15 protein-coding genes and 2 pseudogenes are annotated in these 15,087 nt (G+C 69.5%); 8 read left to right on the top strand and 9 right to left on the bottom strand.

Annotated elements, in window-relative coordinates:
- Positions 1–137 precede the first annotated feature (137 nt).
- The 4 genes from ACFY2Z_RS00085 to ACFY2Z_RS00070 form a co-directional block, all read right to left on the bottom strand.
- Positions 138–392 (bottom strand): DUF2277 domain-containing protein, encoded by a 255-nt coding sequence (locus ACFY2Z_RS00085; protein WP_390741902.1) that lies wholly within the window; start codon positions 390–392, stop codon positions 138–140.
- A 126-nt stretch (positions 393–518) separates the two neighbouring features.
- Positions 519–1,106: a hydrolase gene (locus ACFY2Z_RS00080; RefSeq protein WP_390741901.1), complete on the bottom strand. Its 588-nt coding sequence runs from the start codon at positions 1,104–1,106 to the stop codon at positions 519–521.
- A gap of 3 nt (positions 1,107–1,109) precedes the next feature.
- On the bottom strand, positions 1,110–2,516 hold the full coding sequence (locus ACFY2Z_RS00075) for an MFS transporter (RefSeq protein WP_390741900.1): 1,407 nt from the start codon (positions 2,514–2,516) through the stop codon (positions 1,110–1,112).
- A complete protein-coding gene (locus ACFY2Z_RS00070) occupies positions 2,513–2,962 on the bottom strand; it encodes a MarR family winged helix-turn-helix transcriptional regulator (RefSeq protein ID WP_390741899.1) in 450 nt (149 codons plus the stop codon). Before ACFY2Z_RS00070 ends, ACFY2Z_RS00075 begins: the two co-directional genes overlap by 4 nt.
- Before the next feature lie 196 nt (positions 2,963–3,158).
- On the opposite strand from ACFY2Z_RS00070, the gene ACFY2Z_RS00065 reads away from it, so the two are divergent.
- The gene (locus tag ACFY2Z_RS00065) at positions 3,159–3,512 is read left to right on the top strand and encodes a hypothetical protein (protein ID WP_390741898.1); all 354 of its coding nucleotides are present in this window, start codon (positions 3,159–3,161) and stop codon (positions 3,510–3,512) included.
- Between the two features lie 41 nt (positions 3,513–3,553).
- On the opposite strand, the gene ACFY2Z_RS00060 is transcribed toward ACFY2Z_RS00065, so the two are convergent.
- Positions 3,554–4,546: a DUF5937 family protein gene (locus tag ACFY2Z_RS00060; protein WP_390741897.1), complete on the bottom strand. Its 993-nt coding sequence runs from the start codon at positions 4,544–4,546 to the stop codon at positions 3,554–3,556.
- A 70-nt stretch (positions 4,547–4,616) separates the two neighbouring features.
- Here ACFY2Z_RS00060 and ACFY2Z_RS00055 point away from each other — a divergent pair, with 70 nt between their 5' ends.
- A complete protein-coding gene (locus ACFY2Z_RS00055) occupies positions 4,617–5,456 on the top strand; it encodes an alpha/beta fold hydrolase (RefSeq protein WP_390741896.1) in 840 nt (279 codons plus the stop codon).
- A 114-nt stretch (positions 5,457–5,570) separates the two neighbouring features.
- Complete coding sequence (locus tag ACFY2Z_RS00050; RefSeq protein WP_390741895.1) at positions 5,571–6,947, top strand: SMI1/KNR4 family protein; 1,377 nt, start codon at positions 5,571–5,573, stop codon at positions 6,945–6,947.
- 23 nt (positions 6,948–6,970) lie between these two features.
- Here ACFY2Z_RS00050 and ACFY2Z_RS00045 read toward each other — a convergent pair whose 3' ends face one another.
- Positions 6,971–7,234, bottom strand: a complete 264-nt coding sequence (locus ACFY2Z_RS00045; RefSeq protein WP_390741894.1) for a hypothetical protein — start codon at positions 7,232–7,234, stop codon at positions 6,971–6,973.
- Between the two features lie 256 nt (positions 7,235–7,490).
- Between ACFY2Z_RS00045 and ACFY2Z_RS00040 the strand changes: the two genes are divergently transcribed.
- Positions 7,491–8,267, top strand: coding sequence for a methyltransferase domain-containing protein (locus ACFY2Z_RS00040; RefSeq protein WP_390741893.1), 777 nt, complete (start codon positions 7,491–7,493; stop codon positions 8,265–8,267).
- A 34-nt stretch (positions 8,268–8,301) separates the two neighbouring features.
- Here ACFY2Z_RS00040 and ACFY2Z_RS00035 read toward each other — a convergent pair whose 3' ends face one another.
- A complete protein-coding gene (locus tag ACFY2Z_RS00035) occupies positions 8,302–8,910 on the bottom strand; it encodes an AraC family transcriptional regulator (RefSeq protein ID WP_390741892.1) in 609 nt (202 codons plus the stop codon).
- 279 nt (positions 8,911–9,189) lie between these two features.
- On the bottom strand, positions 9,190–9,702 hold the full coding sequence (locus tag ACFY2Z_RS00030) for a DUF6082 family protein (protein ID WP_390741891.1): 513 nt from the start codon (positions 9,700–9,702) through the stop codon (positions 9,190–9,192).
- Between the two features lie 397 nt (positions 9,703–10,099).
- Here ACFY2Z_RS00030 and ACFY2Z_RS00025 point away from each other — a divergent pair.
- Together ACFY2Z_RS00025 and ACFY2Z_RS00020 are read left to right on the top strand one after the other, a co-directional pair.
- Positions 10,100–10,719, top strand: a pseudogene (locus tag ACFY2Z_RS00025) (ferritin-like domain-containing protein).
- A gap of 383 nt (positions 10,720–11,102) precedes the next feature.
- The gene (locus ACFY2Z_RS00020) at positions 11,103–11,606 is read left to right on the top strand and encodes a hypothetical protein (RefSeq protein WP_390741890.1); all 504 of its coding nucleotides are present in this window, start codon (positions 11,103–11,105) and stop codon (positions 11,604–11,606) included.
- A gap of 431 nt (positions 11,607–12,037) precedes the next feature.
- Here ACFY2Z_RS00020 and ACFY2Z_RS00015 read toward each other — a convergent pair whose 3' ends face one another.
- The gene (locus ACFY2Z_RS00015) at positions 12,038–12,454 is read right to left on the bottom strand and encodes a winged helix-turn-helix transcriptional regulator (protein WP_390741889.1); all 417 of its coding nucleotides are present in this window, start codon (positions 12,452–12,454) and stop codon (positions 12,038–12,040) included.
- Between the two features lie 152 nt (positions 12,455–12,606).
- Here ACFY2Z_RS00015 and ACFY2Z_RS00010 point away from each other — a divergent pair, with 152 nt between their 5' ends.
- Together ACFY2Z_RS00010 and ACFY2Z_RS00005 are read left to right on the top strand one after the other, a co-directional pair.
- A complete protein-coding gene (locus ACFY2Z_RS00010; RefSeq protein ID WP_390741888.1) occupies positions 12,607–14,004 on the top strand; it encodes an MFS transporter in 1,398 nt (465 codons plus the stop codon).
- Positions 14,005–14,062: 58 nt separating this feature from the next.
- Positions 14,063–14,913: pseudogene (locus tag ACFY2Z_RS00005) on the top strand (IS5 family transposase).
- Positions 14,914–15,087: the final 174 nt, after the last annotated feature.

The raw sequence follows: 15,087 nt of genomic DNA, 5'->3' as shown, positions 1-15,087 counted from the left end.
GAGGATTTCTTCCTCATCGTGCGACGGCTCAGGCTGAGACCGGGACAGACACGCCGATTTCCACTTGCCAGGTCATCCCATATGACGAGTCGGCGGTGACAGGCAGAGGTGCGGTCGGCGCCTGGTGTCCCCTCGCCTCAGTCGCCGTGCGCCGCCGCGGGCGCGGGCGCGGCCTCGCGGCTGTGACCCCGTACCTCCAGCCCGGCCAGCAGCTCAGCGGTGGCCGCGGCGACCGCGTCCACGGCCCGGTCGAACACCTCACGGTTGTGGGCGGCGGGGGCACGGAAGCCGGAGACCTTGCGCACGAACTGGAGCGCGGCGGCCCGGATCTCCTCCTCCGTGGCGTCGTCGGGGATGGCGGGCGGGCGGAGGGTCTTGATGCTGCGGCACATGGGTCAAGTGTGGCGCGGCCCGCCGAGCGCTGTCCGCCGACCGCCCGTGGTCCACGGTCGTACGTCGAACGCGGGGGGCGTGGCGCGCCGACGAGTGCGCGCCACGCCCCCTGTCGCCTTCGTGGATCAGACGGCGTGGGTCTTGCCCAGCAACTCCAGGACCTCGGCCGTCGTGCCCGTCTCGCCGAGGCGCGGGAAGATCCGCTCGACGCTGCTCCGGTGGGCCTCGGAGTCGGCGTCGGCCATCGCGTCGGTGACGAGCGTGACGTGGTAGCCGTGCTCGTAGGCGGCCCGCGCCGTGGACTCGACGCCGATGCTGGTGGCGATGCCGGTCAGCACGATCTGCGTGACCCCGCGCCGGCGCAGCTGGACGTCGAGGCCGGTGCCGTGGAAGGCGCCCCAGTTGCGCTTGGTGATCTGGATGTCGCCCGGGTGGCCGGACAGTTCGTCGACGACGAGGTCCCAGCCCTCGGGGAAGGAGCGGGCGCCGCGCTGCTGCTCGGTGCGGCCGGGCACGACATCGGATCCGTCGGCGGCGAAGGAGACCCGGACCAGGACGACCGGGAGGTCCCGGGCCCGGAAGGCGTCCGCGAGTTCGGCGGAGCGGGCCACCACCTCGGGGCCGCTGTGGGGCTGCGTGGGCAGTCCCGCGATGCCGTTCTGCAGATCGATCACGACCAGGGCGGTGCGCGGGTCGAAGGTGGTGAGAGCCATGGCTCAGGCCTTTCGGGAGGTGGGGGTGAGAGTGGACAGGGAACGGTCGAGCAGCCCGGCCAGCAGGAGCAGGACGGATCCGGCCGCCATGAACAGGGCCAGTTCGTGCAGCCCGGCCGTGTCGGCGCCGTGGGCGAAGAAGGCCGCGTCGGCGGCGGAGGCGCCCAGCGCGCCGAGGTACATGAAGGTGCGCAGCAGTCCGGCGGCGGAGGCGATCCGCTCGGGGGCGGCCTGCCGATAGAGGGCGTTCTGGTTCGCGAGCCCGATCAGGCCCTGTGGTACGCCCATGACGGCGCCGACGGCGAGCAGCAGCCACACCGGGCTGCCGGAGTGCAGCAGAAGCAGCCCGGCACAGGCCACGATCTGCACGGCCCCGCCCACCAGCAGCTTGGCGCGGACCGCCTCGCGGCGCCCCGTGAGCCAGGAGACGGTGAGCGCGCTCAGCGACAGCGGCAGCAGCACCAGACCGGCGTCGGCCGCGTGCAGTCCGCGGCCCTGCTCCAGCCACTGGGTGAAGCCGTACATGAAGGAGTACGAAGTGGTGTAGCCGAGGAACTGCCGCAGATACGTGGCGAGCAGCGGGCCATTGCCGCCGATGACCCGTAGATCGATGAAGGGACCGGCGGTCCGCAGCTCCCGCAGGGCGAACCCGGCGGCGGCGACGGCCGCGCTCACCGGCAGCCACCAGTGCGCGAGCCGCGGGCTCATCAGGAAGACCATGAGGGCCAGGAGCATGGCGGCGAAGAGCGCCATGCCGGGGAGGTCGACGGAGCGCCGCGCCCGGTCGCGGTCCCTGGGCCACCTCGGCAGCCACAGCGCGCCGAGCACCAGACAGGCCGCGGACAGCGGCACGTTGACCGTGAAGATCGCGCGCCAGCCGCCCACGCCGATCAGAAAGCCGCCGAGCGCGGGGCCCACGACGGCGACGGTCTGATTGGCGACGGAGAGCGCGGTCAGCACCCGGGCCGGGCTGTCCTGCCCGGTGCGTTCGGCCTCGCTCCGGGTCAGCTGCATCGACGCCGGGTACGCGGCCGAGGTCCCGAGGCCGAGCAGCACCCGTGCGGCGACCAGCACGCCGAGGGAGGGCGCGAGTGCGCCCATCAGCCCGGCGGCGCCCACCAGTGCCGTACCGGCCAGATACAGCGGGCGCGGCCCGTACATGTCGACGAGCCGCCCGATCACGGGCTGTCCCACGGCGGTGGCGAGGTAGAGGGCCGTCACCAGCCAGGCGGTCTCGGCGGGCGGCGCCCCGAAGGCGAGGCCGATGGGGACGAGCGCCACGGCGATCATCGAGGAGTTGATCGGGTTCAGTATCGAACCCAGGATCATCGGGGCGATCAGCCGGCGGTCGAAGCCGGGCGGCGCGGGCCGCCGGGTCCGGGCGGCCGTGCGCTCGACGTGGGACGTCACGGTTGCGTGAGCCGTTCCAGCAGGGAGAGCGCCTCCAGCACGGTGCGCCGCTCGTCCTCCGTGTAGCGGTCCTCCAGGGCGCGGGCCAGCCACTCCTGCCGCGCCTGCCGGTCGCCCTCGACACGCTCGCGCCCGGCGTCGGTGAGGGTGACCAGCTGGCGGCGGCCGTCGTCGGGGTCGGGGCTGCGCCGGATGAGGCCGTGCTGTTCGAGGACGGCGAGCGTGGCGGCCATCGACTGGGGACGGACGCCCTCGGCGGACGCCAGGGCGCTGGCGGTGGCGGCCCCGCCCTTGCCGACCAGGGTGAGCGCGGACACCTGGGACGGCGTCAGACCGTCGTCCCCGGCGACCTCGCGGAGCCGGCGTCGCAGCCGGCTGAACAGCACCCGCACATCACGGGCCGCGCGAGCGGCGGACTCGGAGACACCTTGGGGGTTCTGATCCATGCCGTCACGCTAAATCCTTCAGGTAAGCCTGTCCAGTTAAGCCTGACCAGCTTTACCTGAACAGTTTCTCCTGTCGAAAGGCGCCGGACAGGGGGCGACCGACGGGGCGGTCAAGACTCCACAACGCGCGCATCCGTTCGAGTGAAGTGAGAGAAGCGGCTCGCATCGAAAAATCGAACAGGCGTAGCATTGCGGGGTGCCTGCGAGCTATGACTTCCCGAGTGACCTCCTTGCCGGACAGGAGGAGCTGCACCAGGTCCGGGCAGAGCTCCTGGCCCTGCTGAAACGACTCCCCTGGTCGGTGGAGCCGCTGGACGCGTTCAGCGACGACAACGGCTGGCGCAAGGTGGAACGCCCCGCCTCCCCGGGCTGGACCGCGGACGAACAGGCGGAGGTGGAAAAACTCCGCCGCCGGGAGCGGGAACTCGCGGTCTTCGTCTCCTGCCACCGCTTCTGGTCGGAGGTCACGACCGAGAACAAGGTGGACGCCCGCATGCGCCTGAAGCACACCGACGAGCACGACACCGAGGCCGGGCCCCGGCCGCAATGACGGGCACGAGGGGGCCGTGGCCTCGCCTCACGCCGTGACCGTCATCCGCCCGTCGACGACGTGCGAGATGCGGCGGCCGGGTTGCCCACCAGGTGGTCCGCCCGTTCCGTGCGCAGATGGAGCGCGGTGCGGCCCCTGCGCTGGGTCGCCACCAGGCCCGCCCCGCGCAGCGCCCCCAGATGTTGCGAGACCGCGCTCGGGGTGATGCCGAGACGGCCGGCCAGATCCGTCGTCGTCAGGGGTTCGGCCAGGGCGGTGAGCAGGGCCGCCCGCGTGTGGCCGAGCACCGGGGCGAGACCGGTCGGCGCCGGGGGCGGGTCCTCCCAGAGCAGGCCGACGCCGATCGCCGGATAGCGGATCGACGCGGTCGTGACCGGGGACTTGTCGACACCCACATGGGGCCAGTTGAAGACACTGGGCAGCAGGACCAGGCCGTGTCCGCCGGCGTCCACCGTGCGGACCGAGTGCGGGGTGCGCCGCCCGTGCACCACCAACTGGCCGTCGTCCCAGGCGATGTCCCGGTGCAGTTCGGCGAACAGCGCCTGTACCCCGCCGTCCACCAAGGTGAGCGCGCGTCTGCCGACATCGGCCTCCAGCACAGCGCGTATCCGGCGCCAGTGCGGGGCGATCAGCCGTTCATGGCAGCGGTGGAGCGCCTCGGCGAGCCGCGGCAGCACCGCCGCCGGGGCGGGGGCCTCCTCCTCCGGTACGCCCAGGACCGCGCCGTACTCGCGTCGGAAGAAGGCCTCCTCCGTGGCCCGCAGCAGCTCCAGCTCCGTCGCCGTCGACGGCATCCGCTCCCGCGGCACCGGGAACAGGAACGACGGCAGCGGTCCGGCGATCAGCGCCCGCAGCAACGGCAGTTCGGGCTCGCCCGCCAGCAGCGGCCGGGCCCCGCGCACCCACGGCTGATGCACCGCGTGCCCGCCCGTGCCCAGCAGGATCCGCAGCGCCAGCACCGTCTCGCCCAGCGGTGAGACGGCGAACCGCACTCGCGCGACCGATGCCGCCGTGAATCTGATCTCGACCGCCATCCAGCCGCCCCATCGTGTAGCCGTGGCTGAACGGTAGCCACCCTCCGCCGCCGCCTCCAGGCTGCCCGGCATGGAATTCTTCAGCGCGTACGACGGAACGAAGCTCGCCCACCGTGCGCTCGGGGACGGCCCCACCGTGGTCTGCCTGCCCGGGGGTCCGATGCAGGCCTGCGCCTATCTGGGCGACCTCGGGGGCCTCTCCGCGCACCAGCGGCTGATCATGCCGGATCTGCGGGGCACCGGGCAGTCGGCGCAGCCCAAGGACCCCGGCACCTTCCGCTGCGACCGGCTCGTCGACGATGTGGAGGCCCTGCGCGAGCACCTCGGCCTCGACCGAATGACCCTGCTCGCGCACTCGGCCGGCGCGAACCTGGCGGCGCTGTATGTGAGCCGCCACCCGGAACGGGTCGACCGGCTCGCCCTGATCACGCCGAGCGTCCTGGCCGTCGGTGTGACGATCGGCGGAGAGGACCGGCGCGCGACCGCACGACTGCGCCGGCACGAGCCGTGGTTCCCCGCCGCGTACACGGCCCTCGAGGCGATCACCGCCGGGCAGGGGACCCCCGGCTCCTGGCAGGCCATCGCGCCCTTCTTCTACGGCAGTTGGGACCCGACCGCCCGCGCCCACCGGGCCGCCGAGGACGAGCAGAGGAACCCGGAGGCCGCGAGGATCTTCGCCGCCGACGGCGCCTTCGACCCGGACGCCACCCGTACGGCACTGGCCCGCTTCGTCGCGCCCGTGCTGCTGCTCGCCGGGGAGGTCGATGTGGCGGCCCCGCCCCGCGCCGTGGCCGAGTTCGCCGCACTGTTCCCGGGGGCCCGACCGGTCGTTCAGCCCGGCGCCGGGCACTTCCCCTGGCTCGACGACGCGGACCGGTTCGTCTCGACCACGAGGGCGTTCCTGGGCTGAGCCACCGCGCCGGACGCCTCCCCCCTGCCTGGGGCAGTGCTCCCACGAAGCCGTGTCAGTGCCTCCCCCCATAATCGCCATCGCTACGTTCACCGGAACGACCGGAGGCCACCGTTGCCCTCGATAGACGACTTCGCGACCTGGGCGCCCGTGCTGCGCCTCCTGCGCGCCGCTCACGCGGACAGCCTTGCCGCCCCGGGTGGCCATGTGACGGGGCAGATGGGCATCCACTCATGGAGTCTGCACCTGCCGCGACCGATGCGCCCGCCCGGACAGGCCGCCCAACTGGAGGACATCCAGGACGAGTACGACGCGGTACAGCTGCTGCAGGGCGCGCTCACGGACGCCGGCATCGACGGCATGTCGTTCGTCGCGGAGATCTCGCCGAGCGGGCACACCACACTCGACCTGTTCGGGCCGAGCCCCGCCGTGGAGCACGGCATCGGGGTGCACCCGGGTTCGCTCGTCCTGGTCGAGGACTCCGTACCCGAACCCTGGCGCCGTCTGCCCGAGCCGGTGCCCGGTGCGGTACCGGCTCCCTCGGTCGATCTGGCGTTGCTGGAACGGACACTTCGGGAGCGGATCCCGGATGCCGTCGCCGCGACCGAGGAGGAGATCGCGGCCGCTGAGGCGCGCCTCGGTGTGACGTTGCCCGACAAGCTCAAGGTGCTCTACGGGGTGACACGGGCGAAGTGGGAGGACTTCCGGGACGACGACGAGGGCTGGGAACGTATCGGCGACGCGTTCGGCTTCGAGCCGCTCTCCCCGGACGAGTTGTCCGTCGCCGACGCGTCGTCCCGCCCCTCCCTTTGGCAGTTCGGCGCGATGGAGGCGGTCTTCACCCCGCCCGACGCCGTGATCCAGGGGCTGGTCGGCTCGCCCGGCTGGATCGTCTTCGGCGACACCGGCGGCGGCGACCGGATCGCGGTCGACCTGACACCGGGCCCGCGGGGCCACACGGGGCAGATCATCGTCCTCAGCCATGAGGACACGATCGGCGCCGATCTGATGGCCGACTCCCTCACGGACCTGGTGGTGAACGGGCCCGAGGAAGAGCGCCGCCACCGCGGAGCCGAGCCACGGGCCGTGGCCAGGGTCAACATCCGGAGTCTGGACAGTGTTCAGGCCGCCGCGCACCCCGGACTGGAGGTGCTGAGCATCGGCGTGTGGGAGGAGGAGCCGCTGAGCCTCGCCCCCGTCATCGGACTGCCTCGCCTACGGACCCTCCGCGCCTACCCCGGTACGCTCGCCGACCCGCTGGAGATCGCCGAGTTGCCGGGACTGGAGTTCCTGGAGCTCGCGCCGGAGGAGTGGCGCGTCCTGCTGGACGCCGGAGCCGTCCCGCGCAGCCTGTCGGCCGCCTTCATCGACGTGCACGGCGACCGGCACCCGCTGCCGGTCGTGAACCTCGCCAACGAGATCCTCGCCCTCTGGAACCGCCCCCCGATCACCCGGACCACCCTGGTGGGCGACCTCGGACCCCTGGCGTAGTCGGTGGTGGTGACCTGACCTGCTCAGGCGAGGATCGCGATGACCTGGGACACGCGGCCGAGCTTCTTGATCGTCGCATCGATCACGCTGTCGACGCTGACGTTGACCCAATTGCTGCACGAGGTGGTCCAGCCGCCGCCGGAGGCCGTCCAGGCGTCGGTGACGGCGCGACGGGTTCCGCCTGTTCCAGTCGTGGTCGCGGGATCCGTCCTCCAAGGATCCGTGCAGTGGGCCGTAAGGGCGGAGCCCCTGCGCGAGAGCAGCCGGCTCGCGCTGATCCGGCCCACCAGGAGGAGGGCAACACGTCCCAGCCCCGCCGGGAGTTCGAACGGTATGCACGGCGACTGCGGACGGAGACCGGAGCGGGACCACCGGACCGACTGCGCAGACTGCTGAGGGAACGGGGCTGAGGCCGCATCCGCGCGGTGGTGCGCCGCATCGCGTCTCCGTGGATGCACCCCAGAGCAGTCGATCGCCCTCAACCCACCCGTGACCCGCTCCCATGACCGCCCTGCGTCCGGCATTGCTGCTTGACTGGGACGCATGACTTCACCCGCGTTCGAGACGGCCGGACCGGACCAGGTCACCTATCTCGATCGGCTCGCCGCGAGCGACCTCGGCCGGTCCTACAAGCAACGCATGCTCGACGAGCTCGATGTCCGTCCCGGGCACACGGTGCTCGACCTCGGCTGCGGGCCCGGCACGGATCTCGAAGCCCTGGCCGCGGCAGTCACGGCGACGGGCACGGTGCTCGGCGTCGACCACGACCAGGCCATGGTCGACGCGGCTCGTGCACGCACCGCCGATCAGCCTGTGGTGGATGTCCGGCCGGGCGACGTGCACGACCTGGCGCTGCCCGACCACTGTGCCGACCGGGCCCGCACCGACCGTGTGTTGCAGCACGTCTCCGATCCTCGCCTGGCGCTGAGCGAAGTCCACCGGGTCCTGCGGCCGGGCGGGCGGCTCGTCATGGGTGAGCCGGACTGGGAGACCCTGTCCGTCGACCATCCCGAAGACGCCCTGTCGCGCGCCTACACCCGGTACGTCGCCGACGTGGTGATCAGAAATGCGAGCCTCGGCAGGCAGCTTCCCCGGCTGGCGACGGAAACGGGATTCACGGTGCCCGCGGTCGTCCCCGTCACCCCCGTCTTCCGGGACGTCCGGGTCGCCGACAAGATCTTCGGCCTGGAACGCACCACACGACGCGCCGCCACGGCCGGCTACCTCACCCGCGAGGAAGCGGACCGCTGGCTGGCCCACCTGGCCCAGGGGCCGTTCCTCGCGGCGGTGACATTCTACATCGTCGTGGCCGAGGCGTAGCGCGACGCGCCCCGCGAACGCTCGGCGTGGGGCGTCAGCGCAGTGCGACCTCGCCCGTGCGGACGGCGCGCAGGGCGCGCTCGACCGTCTCCTCGTTCTCGCCGACCGGAGCCACGTAGCCCATGACATCGCGAACAGCGTCCTCCCCGAGCACGCGGGTGATCACCCATGTGGCGAGGTACTGGGAGGCCAGGCAACCGCCCGCCGTGGCGATGTTCCCCTCCGCGTGGAACGGCGCGTCCAGCACGGTGACGTCCCAGGCTTCGACGAAGGGCCGGCTCTTCATGTCCGTGCACACCGGCATGCCGTCCAGCAACCCGAGTCGGGCGAGCACCAGTGCGCCGGAGCACTGCGCACCGATCAGCTGTCGCGAGGGGTCGAGCCGCAGCCTGGAGATCAGCCCGTCGTCGGCGACCACGTCTCGCGTCTTCACGCCGCTGCCGATCAACACGACCTCGGCTTCGGCCATGAACTCCATCGGGCGCTGCCCGGTCACCTCCACGCCGTTCATCGACGTGACCACCGGCGTCGGCGTCGTGATGAAGGCTTCCAAACCGTCCTTGCGGCACCGGTTGATCAGTGCGGAGGCGATGAAACTGTCGAGCTCGTTGAACCCGTCGAAGGTGACCACGGCAACCTGCATCACAACTCCCTCACGTGCGGAATCGGACGCACAGTCTCCCTCGACACACCGCTCCGAGGCGAGTGCCAATCGGCGGTTGGTGGCATGGCACGACAACTGCGAGCGGCCGGAGAGGATCAGGGCCAAGGACTCCGGGTTCGCCCGCGGTTGACCACCCGATGTCTGATCCTGACCTGGTGGTTGTGATCGGCGCGAGAAAAGGCCCGGACCCTGTGTCCGGGCCTCCGATCCGGTGGTGTGCCCGGCACAGCCACTCACTTCACCTTCTGCACGCGAGCATCACACGCGAGGCGGCAAAAAGTAGGAACTGGAGTCGACAGGGGGGCCTCCGGCTATTGCCTTCTCGTAAGCCTTCTGAGTGACTGCCACAAATTCCCGCTCTCGGCGATTGGCGTTGGCCTTTGACCAGTCGATCCATCCCTGGCCATAAATCTTCCAGTGACGTCGTGCAACTTCGCCACCGAAATGTAGCTCCAGGGTGATCCGGGTGGATTCCAGATTCGTGCGACCAGTCAAGTGATCCGTAAGCCAGGTTCGGTATATGAGATTACAGAAGTAGTGTTGCCGCGTCTCTGTAAAGGTGCTGGGCACCGGCGGCGGCTCCCAGCAATACATAAGGGTCTCGTCGTCGATGGCGCGAAGTATCAGCTCCTTGTGCATGGAAGATCGGACCTCTTCATGCATGATCCGGGTCTGTTTGGCCTGGTACCAGATTGAAACTATCGCTCCGAGGAAGCCTGCGGCGGAGAGCAGTACGGCTACTGCTCCATAAGCCTGGCTGACCTCGCTCAACCTGTTCCAATCCATCCCGGAGGGCGCTATCGCACGCAGCATGAACGGAGACCAGGCAATGAGCGAGAAGAGCCCTCCTATTGCTATCGCCCAGAGAAACCACTGTTTTCGTGGCCCACGATTCATCGTGCCGTGCTCCCCTCTTCGACGGCGCGGTCGCCGTCACCTAACCGCTGCACCAGAGGCCCCTTTCTGCCCCCTGCCATGAGGTCGTGCTCACGCCCGCGACGGTTCCACGTGATGACACCTCGATGGTGTCCCGGCATCGCCCTCTGCTCGTTGGGCGACTTGAGGACTTACCCCTGCCTGAGTGCGCGTACTCGCAGTGAGCTCACACGGGGAGAAGTTGTCGATCACGATCGCGATCCGTGTCTCCGGCCGGGGGGAGGCTGCGCAGATAGCGGCAGAACCGAAGGCGCCCGTCAGATCATCAACAGGACAGCACGCGTCGGTCAGAGGGAGGGCGGACCAGGCCGGCGACGCCGACTACGCGCAGGCGGTCCGGCTCTTCATCGCCGAGGAGCAGAACCACGCCCGTCTCCTTGCACGGCTGCCGGCTGCGGGTGGCGTACCGGCGTCGACCGGGCACTGGAGCGACGTGGCCATCGTACGACTACGGCGTCTCATGGGCCTACGCATGGAACTGCTGGTGCTGATGATCGCGGAAGTGGTGGCGCTGCGTTGTTACCGGCCCTGCGCGATGGCATCGACGACTCGCTCACCACGGATGTGGCAGGGCGGATTCTGTCCGACGAGCAGCGCCACGTCCCGTTCCGCTGCGAGCGACTGCACACCTCCTCGGCGGAGCTGCCCCGCGCAATGCGCCGCCCGGTGACGGCCCTGTGGCGGCTCCTCCTGCTGGCGGCCTCTCTCGTCGTCGCCGTCGACCACGGTCCCGCACTGCGCCGACTCGGCATCGGGCGCCTGCGATTCGTGGTCGACGTCATGGCTTCGTCCCACGCGGCGGTCTCCGCAGTGCTGGTGCCCCGTCCGGATGCACGGCCGAGCGCGGGCTGACCGATCGTCAACCGCTTTGGAGCCCCGAGCAGGCCGAGGTGGTCCAGGTGAGCGCACGGCGGCCCGGCGGCGCTTCCGGTGGCCGGGTCTTCGTCGAGTCCGGAGCCGGGGTCGAAGACGGCACGTGGTCACCCAGGGCTCGATGCCCCGGAACGGGGTGGCCCTCCCCGCTCAGATCCGTGGCCCGGTGGCACGCTCAGGATGCTCCAGACCTTGCCGGAGGCGGGGAATACGACCGAACGCCGGACTCAGCCCGGCACTGCCGCGCCGTCATTGAAGCGTGTGGGTGAACCTCTGTCCGGGACCGATGCGGCAGGAAGACATCGGGTACACCGCATCACGCGATCCCCGCAGATCACAAAGGTCAGGGAAGGATTTCAAAAGTGCGAAAGACAGTCGTCTGGGCTGCCGCGGCGGCGGCAGCCGCCGCCTCTCTTGCCACCCCCGCAGTCGCCGCTCAGCGTTCTCCGGATCATGATCGCCCTTGCCGTATTTCAGGTGGACCGAATGAGCGGGACTGTCTCCTGAAATTCGAGCTTCAGGTCGCACAGCAGGATTCCATTCCGGGGACGACCAGCTCGCTGGGGATCCAGACTCTGGACGCGTCCCAGCATGGGGCCGCGATCGGAACCGTGACCGGCATGATGTCGTTCTTGAACTCGGGGCAAACCGAAGGTATCTACACCTTTCGACTGTCCAACGGGCAAGGACAGGTGGGTGTCCAGTTTGCTCAGCCGGACAACTCCCAGCAAACCACCTCGCTCATCGTCACAGGGGGCAGCGGGGTATTCAACTGCGCCACTGGATCCGGGTCTGCAAAGGGAGGTGGCAACAACTCCCCCATTTTCGTCGAACTCCACCTCAGCTTCTCGTGCAAGTCCCACTGACAGCCAGCCCGTTACGCCGCTTCGGCGCGAGTGGTCACGGCCCGTGAGCTTCCGGCGCGCCGGGCAGTCCGTGGACCTCCGGCCGAACCGGACTTGTCTTCCTCGGCGCCCGACCACCCGGGAGCTGATGCATCACATGGGCCACTCGTCCGTGCGAGCGGCGCTGATCTGTCAGCACCTCGGGAACGGCCGCGACCACCGGATCGCCGACCACGTCGACGGTCAGATCGAGAGGGTGGAGCAGCCCCCTCGCGGCCCGTCTGGCACTCAAGTGACACGACGGCTGCGAGCGGCCGAGAAAGATCAAGGCCCAGGTTTCCGGGTTCTCCCCCGCTGACCTGGGCCTTTGACATGTCCTGGGACTGGTGGGCGCGGACGGTTTCGAACCGCCGACATCCGCCTTGTAAGAGCGTCCGCCAGTAGGCGATTGTTCAACGGCTGCCGAGTTCCGAGTGGGCGTCGGGAGCCGAGGTGGTGGCGGCGTCGTACGTGGCGCGGGCGTTGGTGATGTCGGTTCGGTGGCGTTCTGCCCAGCCGACGAGCCCGGTGAGGGTCGCGTGGAGTTCGCGGGCCATGGGCGTGAGGGTGTATTCCACCTTGGGCGGCACCGTGGGGTAGACGGTGCGGATGAGCAGGCCGTCGCGTTCCAGCTTGCGCAGGTTCAAGGTGAGCATGCGTCGGCTGATGCCTGTGATGGCGCGTTCCAACTGGGTGAACCGGACTGGTCCATCTGCGGCGGCGACGAGGATTCCGATGCTCCACTTGCCCGCGACGTGGTCGAGGACTTCGGTGATCGGGCACGCGTCGTTGCTGACCTGGTCGGACACATCGGTGTAACTGCGTGACATGAAAGTGCCTCCTTCCGCAGCACGCCATGGTTACAGAGGATGACGGCTGTAACAAATCGTGCACCATTGGAAGGGTTCCCATGCGGAGAGCCAACTCATCAGCACAGACATCTCGTTGGTCGGCACTGTTCGTGCTCTGTGCCGGGCAGTTGATGGTCATTCTCGACGGAACCATCGTGAGCGTGGCGCTGCCGTCCATCCAGCACAGCCTCGGTTTCTCCTCATCCAGCCTGGCCTGGGTGGTCAACGCCTATCTGGTCCCCTTCGGCGGCCTGCTGCTGCTTGCCGGCCGGCTCGGCGACCTCATCGGACGCAAGCGCGTCTTCATCGCCGGCCTGGGCATCTTCACAGCTGCCTCGCTGCTGTGCGGTGTGTCCCAGGATCCAGCGATGCTGCTCGCATCCCGGTTCGTCCAGGGCATCGGCGGCGCGGTGACCTCCGCCGTCACTCTCGGCATGGTCGTGACCCTGTTCCCGCAGCCGAAGGAGCGGGCCAAGGCCATCGGCGCCTACAGCTTCGTCCAGTCCGCCGGCGGCTCACTGGGCCTCCTCGCCGGCGGCGCCCTGACGCAGACCATCAGCTGGCACTGGATCTTCTTCGTCAACGTACCGATCGGCATCGTGGCCGTGCCGGCGGCCAGGCGCGTACTCGCAGCCGAGCAGGGCGTCGGCCTCGGCAGGGGGACCGATGTCGTGGGGGCACTCCTGGTCACCTCCGCACTGATGCTCGGCGTCTACACGATCGTCGAGACCACCGCCCACGGCTGGACGTCCGCGCACACGCTGAGTTTCGGCGCCGCGGCACTCGCCCTGCTCCTCGCATTCGTCGCCCGCCAGGCGCAGGCTCCCCACCCGCTCCTGCCGCTGCGTGTGTTCCGCTCACGCAACGTCTCAGGGGCGATGGGTACCCAGGCCCTCATGGTGGCGGGGATGTTCAGCTTCCAGTTCCTGTGCGTCCTCTACCTGCAGAAGGTGCTCGGTTTCGACGAGATACACACCGGCCTCGGCATCTTCCCCGTCTCGGTCGCGATCGGCGCCCTGTCTCTCGGCCTGGCGCCGAAGCTGATCGCGCGCTTCGGTCCCCGGGCCATACTCCTTCCGGGACTCGCGCTGATCGCGGCAGGCCTCGCCGCGCTCGGCCGCGTACCGGCAGGCGGCAGCTACGCCGTGGACGTCTTGCCCGCGCTGCTGCCGCTCGGCATCGGATTCGGCCTCGCAATGCCGGCGCTGGCCACCCTCGCGATGTCAGCGGCCACACCCCAGGACTCGGGGATCGCCTCCGGCATGTTCAACACCATGCAGCAGATCGGCGCCGCCTTCGGCCTCGCGGTCCTCAGCACGCTCGCCAACGCGCACACGGATGCCCTGCTGGCCGACGGGGCCGGCACCGCCTCGGCACTCACGGGCGGCTACCAGCTCGCCTTCCGTATCGGCGCGTGCCTCGTCGCCGTCTCCCTCCTCCTCGCCGCCGCCCTGCTGCGATCCCCCGCTCCAGCGCAACGTCCGACGGAGGCGGAGGAGATGCCGGTCGCCGAGAACCCCGCTCACTGACCAGGTGGGGCTCCGCCACTCTCGGGACGGGAAGATCTCTGCGCTGGCAGGAGGACAGGTGCCTGTCGTGCCCTCGTTGATCATCACCCCCATCCGTGAGGAGTTCCTTGCGTCATTGCCGCAGCGGGTCCCTGCCCATCCGTTGGGAGGTCATCGCCAACGGATCCCGGATGAGGTGGTCTTCGACAAGCTCATCGAGGTACTGGTGTCCGGGATGGGGTACGAGCGAGTGGCGGACACGACATGCTCGGCAACCACCCTGCGCAGGCGCCGTGACGAGTGGATAGCCGCCGGCGCGGGCGAAACCCTGCGTCTGGCCGCACTCGCCGCCTACGACCGCATGGTCGGCCTCGGCCTGGAACGGCTCAGCGCCGACGGCTGCCAGAACAAGGCCCCCTCGGGCGGCGAATGCGCGGGCAAGAGCCCCGTCGACCGGGCCAAGCAAGGCATCAAACGCTCACAGCTGAGCGAGGCGTACGGCATCCCGCTGGTCACCGAGCCCGCACCAGCCAACATTCGCGACCACACCCTGCTGCCGGCCACCCTCGACCACTACGACGACCTCGTCAAGGCGCTGGGCCCACTGCCCGAGCAACCAACGCTGAGCCTGGATGCGGGCTACGACTACCGGCCGGTCTACGCCGATCTCGACACACGCGGCATCACCGCGAAGATTGCAAACGAGGCCACCGCACCCCGATCCAAGCCGATGGACGGTGGGTCGTAGAGCGCACGAACTCGTGGATGAACAACTTCGGCAAGCTCCGTCGACGCACCGAACGTCGCCGCGTCTGCGTCGAGTTCTTCATCGCGCTCGGCGCAGCGATCATCACCATCCGTAGCCTCATCCGCCGGGCGTGGCCCCTCTACCGCTGGCCCAACCGCCCTCGAAGCCCCCGCATCCGGTGACCTAATGGCGGACGCTCCAAGTTCGATCCGGAGGGCCGAAACTCCTTCGGCAGGACTATCCGGCTTGGGTGTACTGGCCGGGTCTGTACGGTGAGTGGTGTAACTCCAGAGCAGGAAGCGACAGTTGATGACTGACGTGACGAGTGACACCGAGGCCGGGAAGGCCGCTGCGAG

This window comes from Streptomyces sp. NPDC001222, assembly GCF_042896945.1.
Lineage (GTDB): Bacteria > Actinomycetota > Actinomycetes > Streptomycetales > Streptomycetaceae > Streptomyces > Streptomyces gibsoniae.
This window is presented reverse-complemented; position numbering and strand designations above follow the sequence as displayed.

What these genes read in the sequence shown, in the direction of transcription:
- ACFY2Z_RS00085 (WP_390741902.1), bottom strand. Translation starts at nt 392, where the DNA reads ATGTGCCGCAGCATCAAGACCCTCCGCCCGCCCGCCATCCCCGACGAC.
- ACFY2Z_RS00080 (WP_390741901.1), bottom strand. Translation starts at nt 1,106, where the DNA reads ATGGCTCTCACCACCTTCGACCCGCGCACCGCCCTGGTCGTGATCGAT.
- ACFY2Z_RS00070 (WP_390741899.1), bottom strand. Translation starts at nt 2,962, where the DNA reads ATGGATCAGAACCCCCAAGGTGTCTCCGAGTCCGCCGCTCGCGCGGCC.
- ACFY2Z_RS00060 (WP_390741897.1), bottom strand. Translation starts at nt 4,546, where the DNA reads ATGGCGGTCGAGATCAGATTCACGGCGGCATCGGTCGCGCGAGTGCGG.
- ACFY2Z_RS00055 (WP_390741896.1), top strand. Translation starts at nt 4,617, where the DNA reads ATGGAATTCTTCAGCGCGTACGACGGAACGAAGCTCGCCCACCGTGCG.
- ACFY2Z_RS00040 (WP_390741893.1), top strand. Translation starts at nt 7,491, where the DNA reads ATGACTTCACCCGCGTTCGAGACGGCCGGACCGGACCAGGTCACCTAT.
- ACFY2Z_RS00035 (WP_390741892.1), bottom strand. Translation starts at nt 8,910, where the DNA reads ATGCAGGTTGCCGTGGTCACCTTCGACGGGTTCAACGAGCTCGACAGT.
- ACFY2Z_RS00015 (WP_390741889.1), bottom strand. Translation starts at nt 12,454, where the DNA reads ATGTCACGCAGTTACACCGATGTGTCCGACCAGGTCAGCAACGACGCG.
- ACFY2Z_RS00010 (WP_390741888.1), top strand. Translation starts at nt 12,607, where the DNA reads ATGGTCATTCTCGACGGAACCATCGTGAGCGTGGCGCTGCCGTCCATC.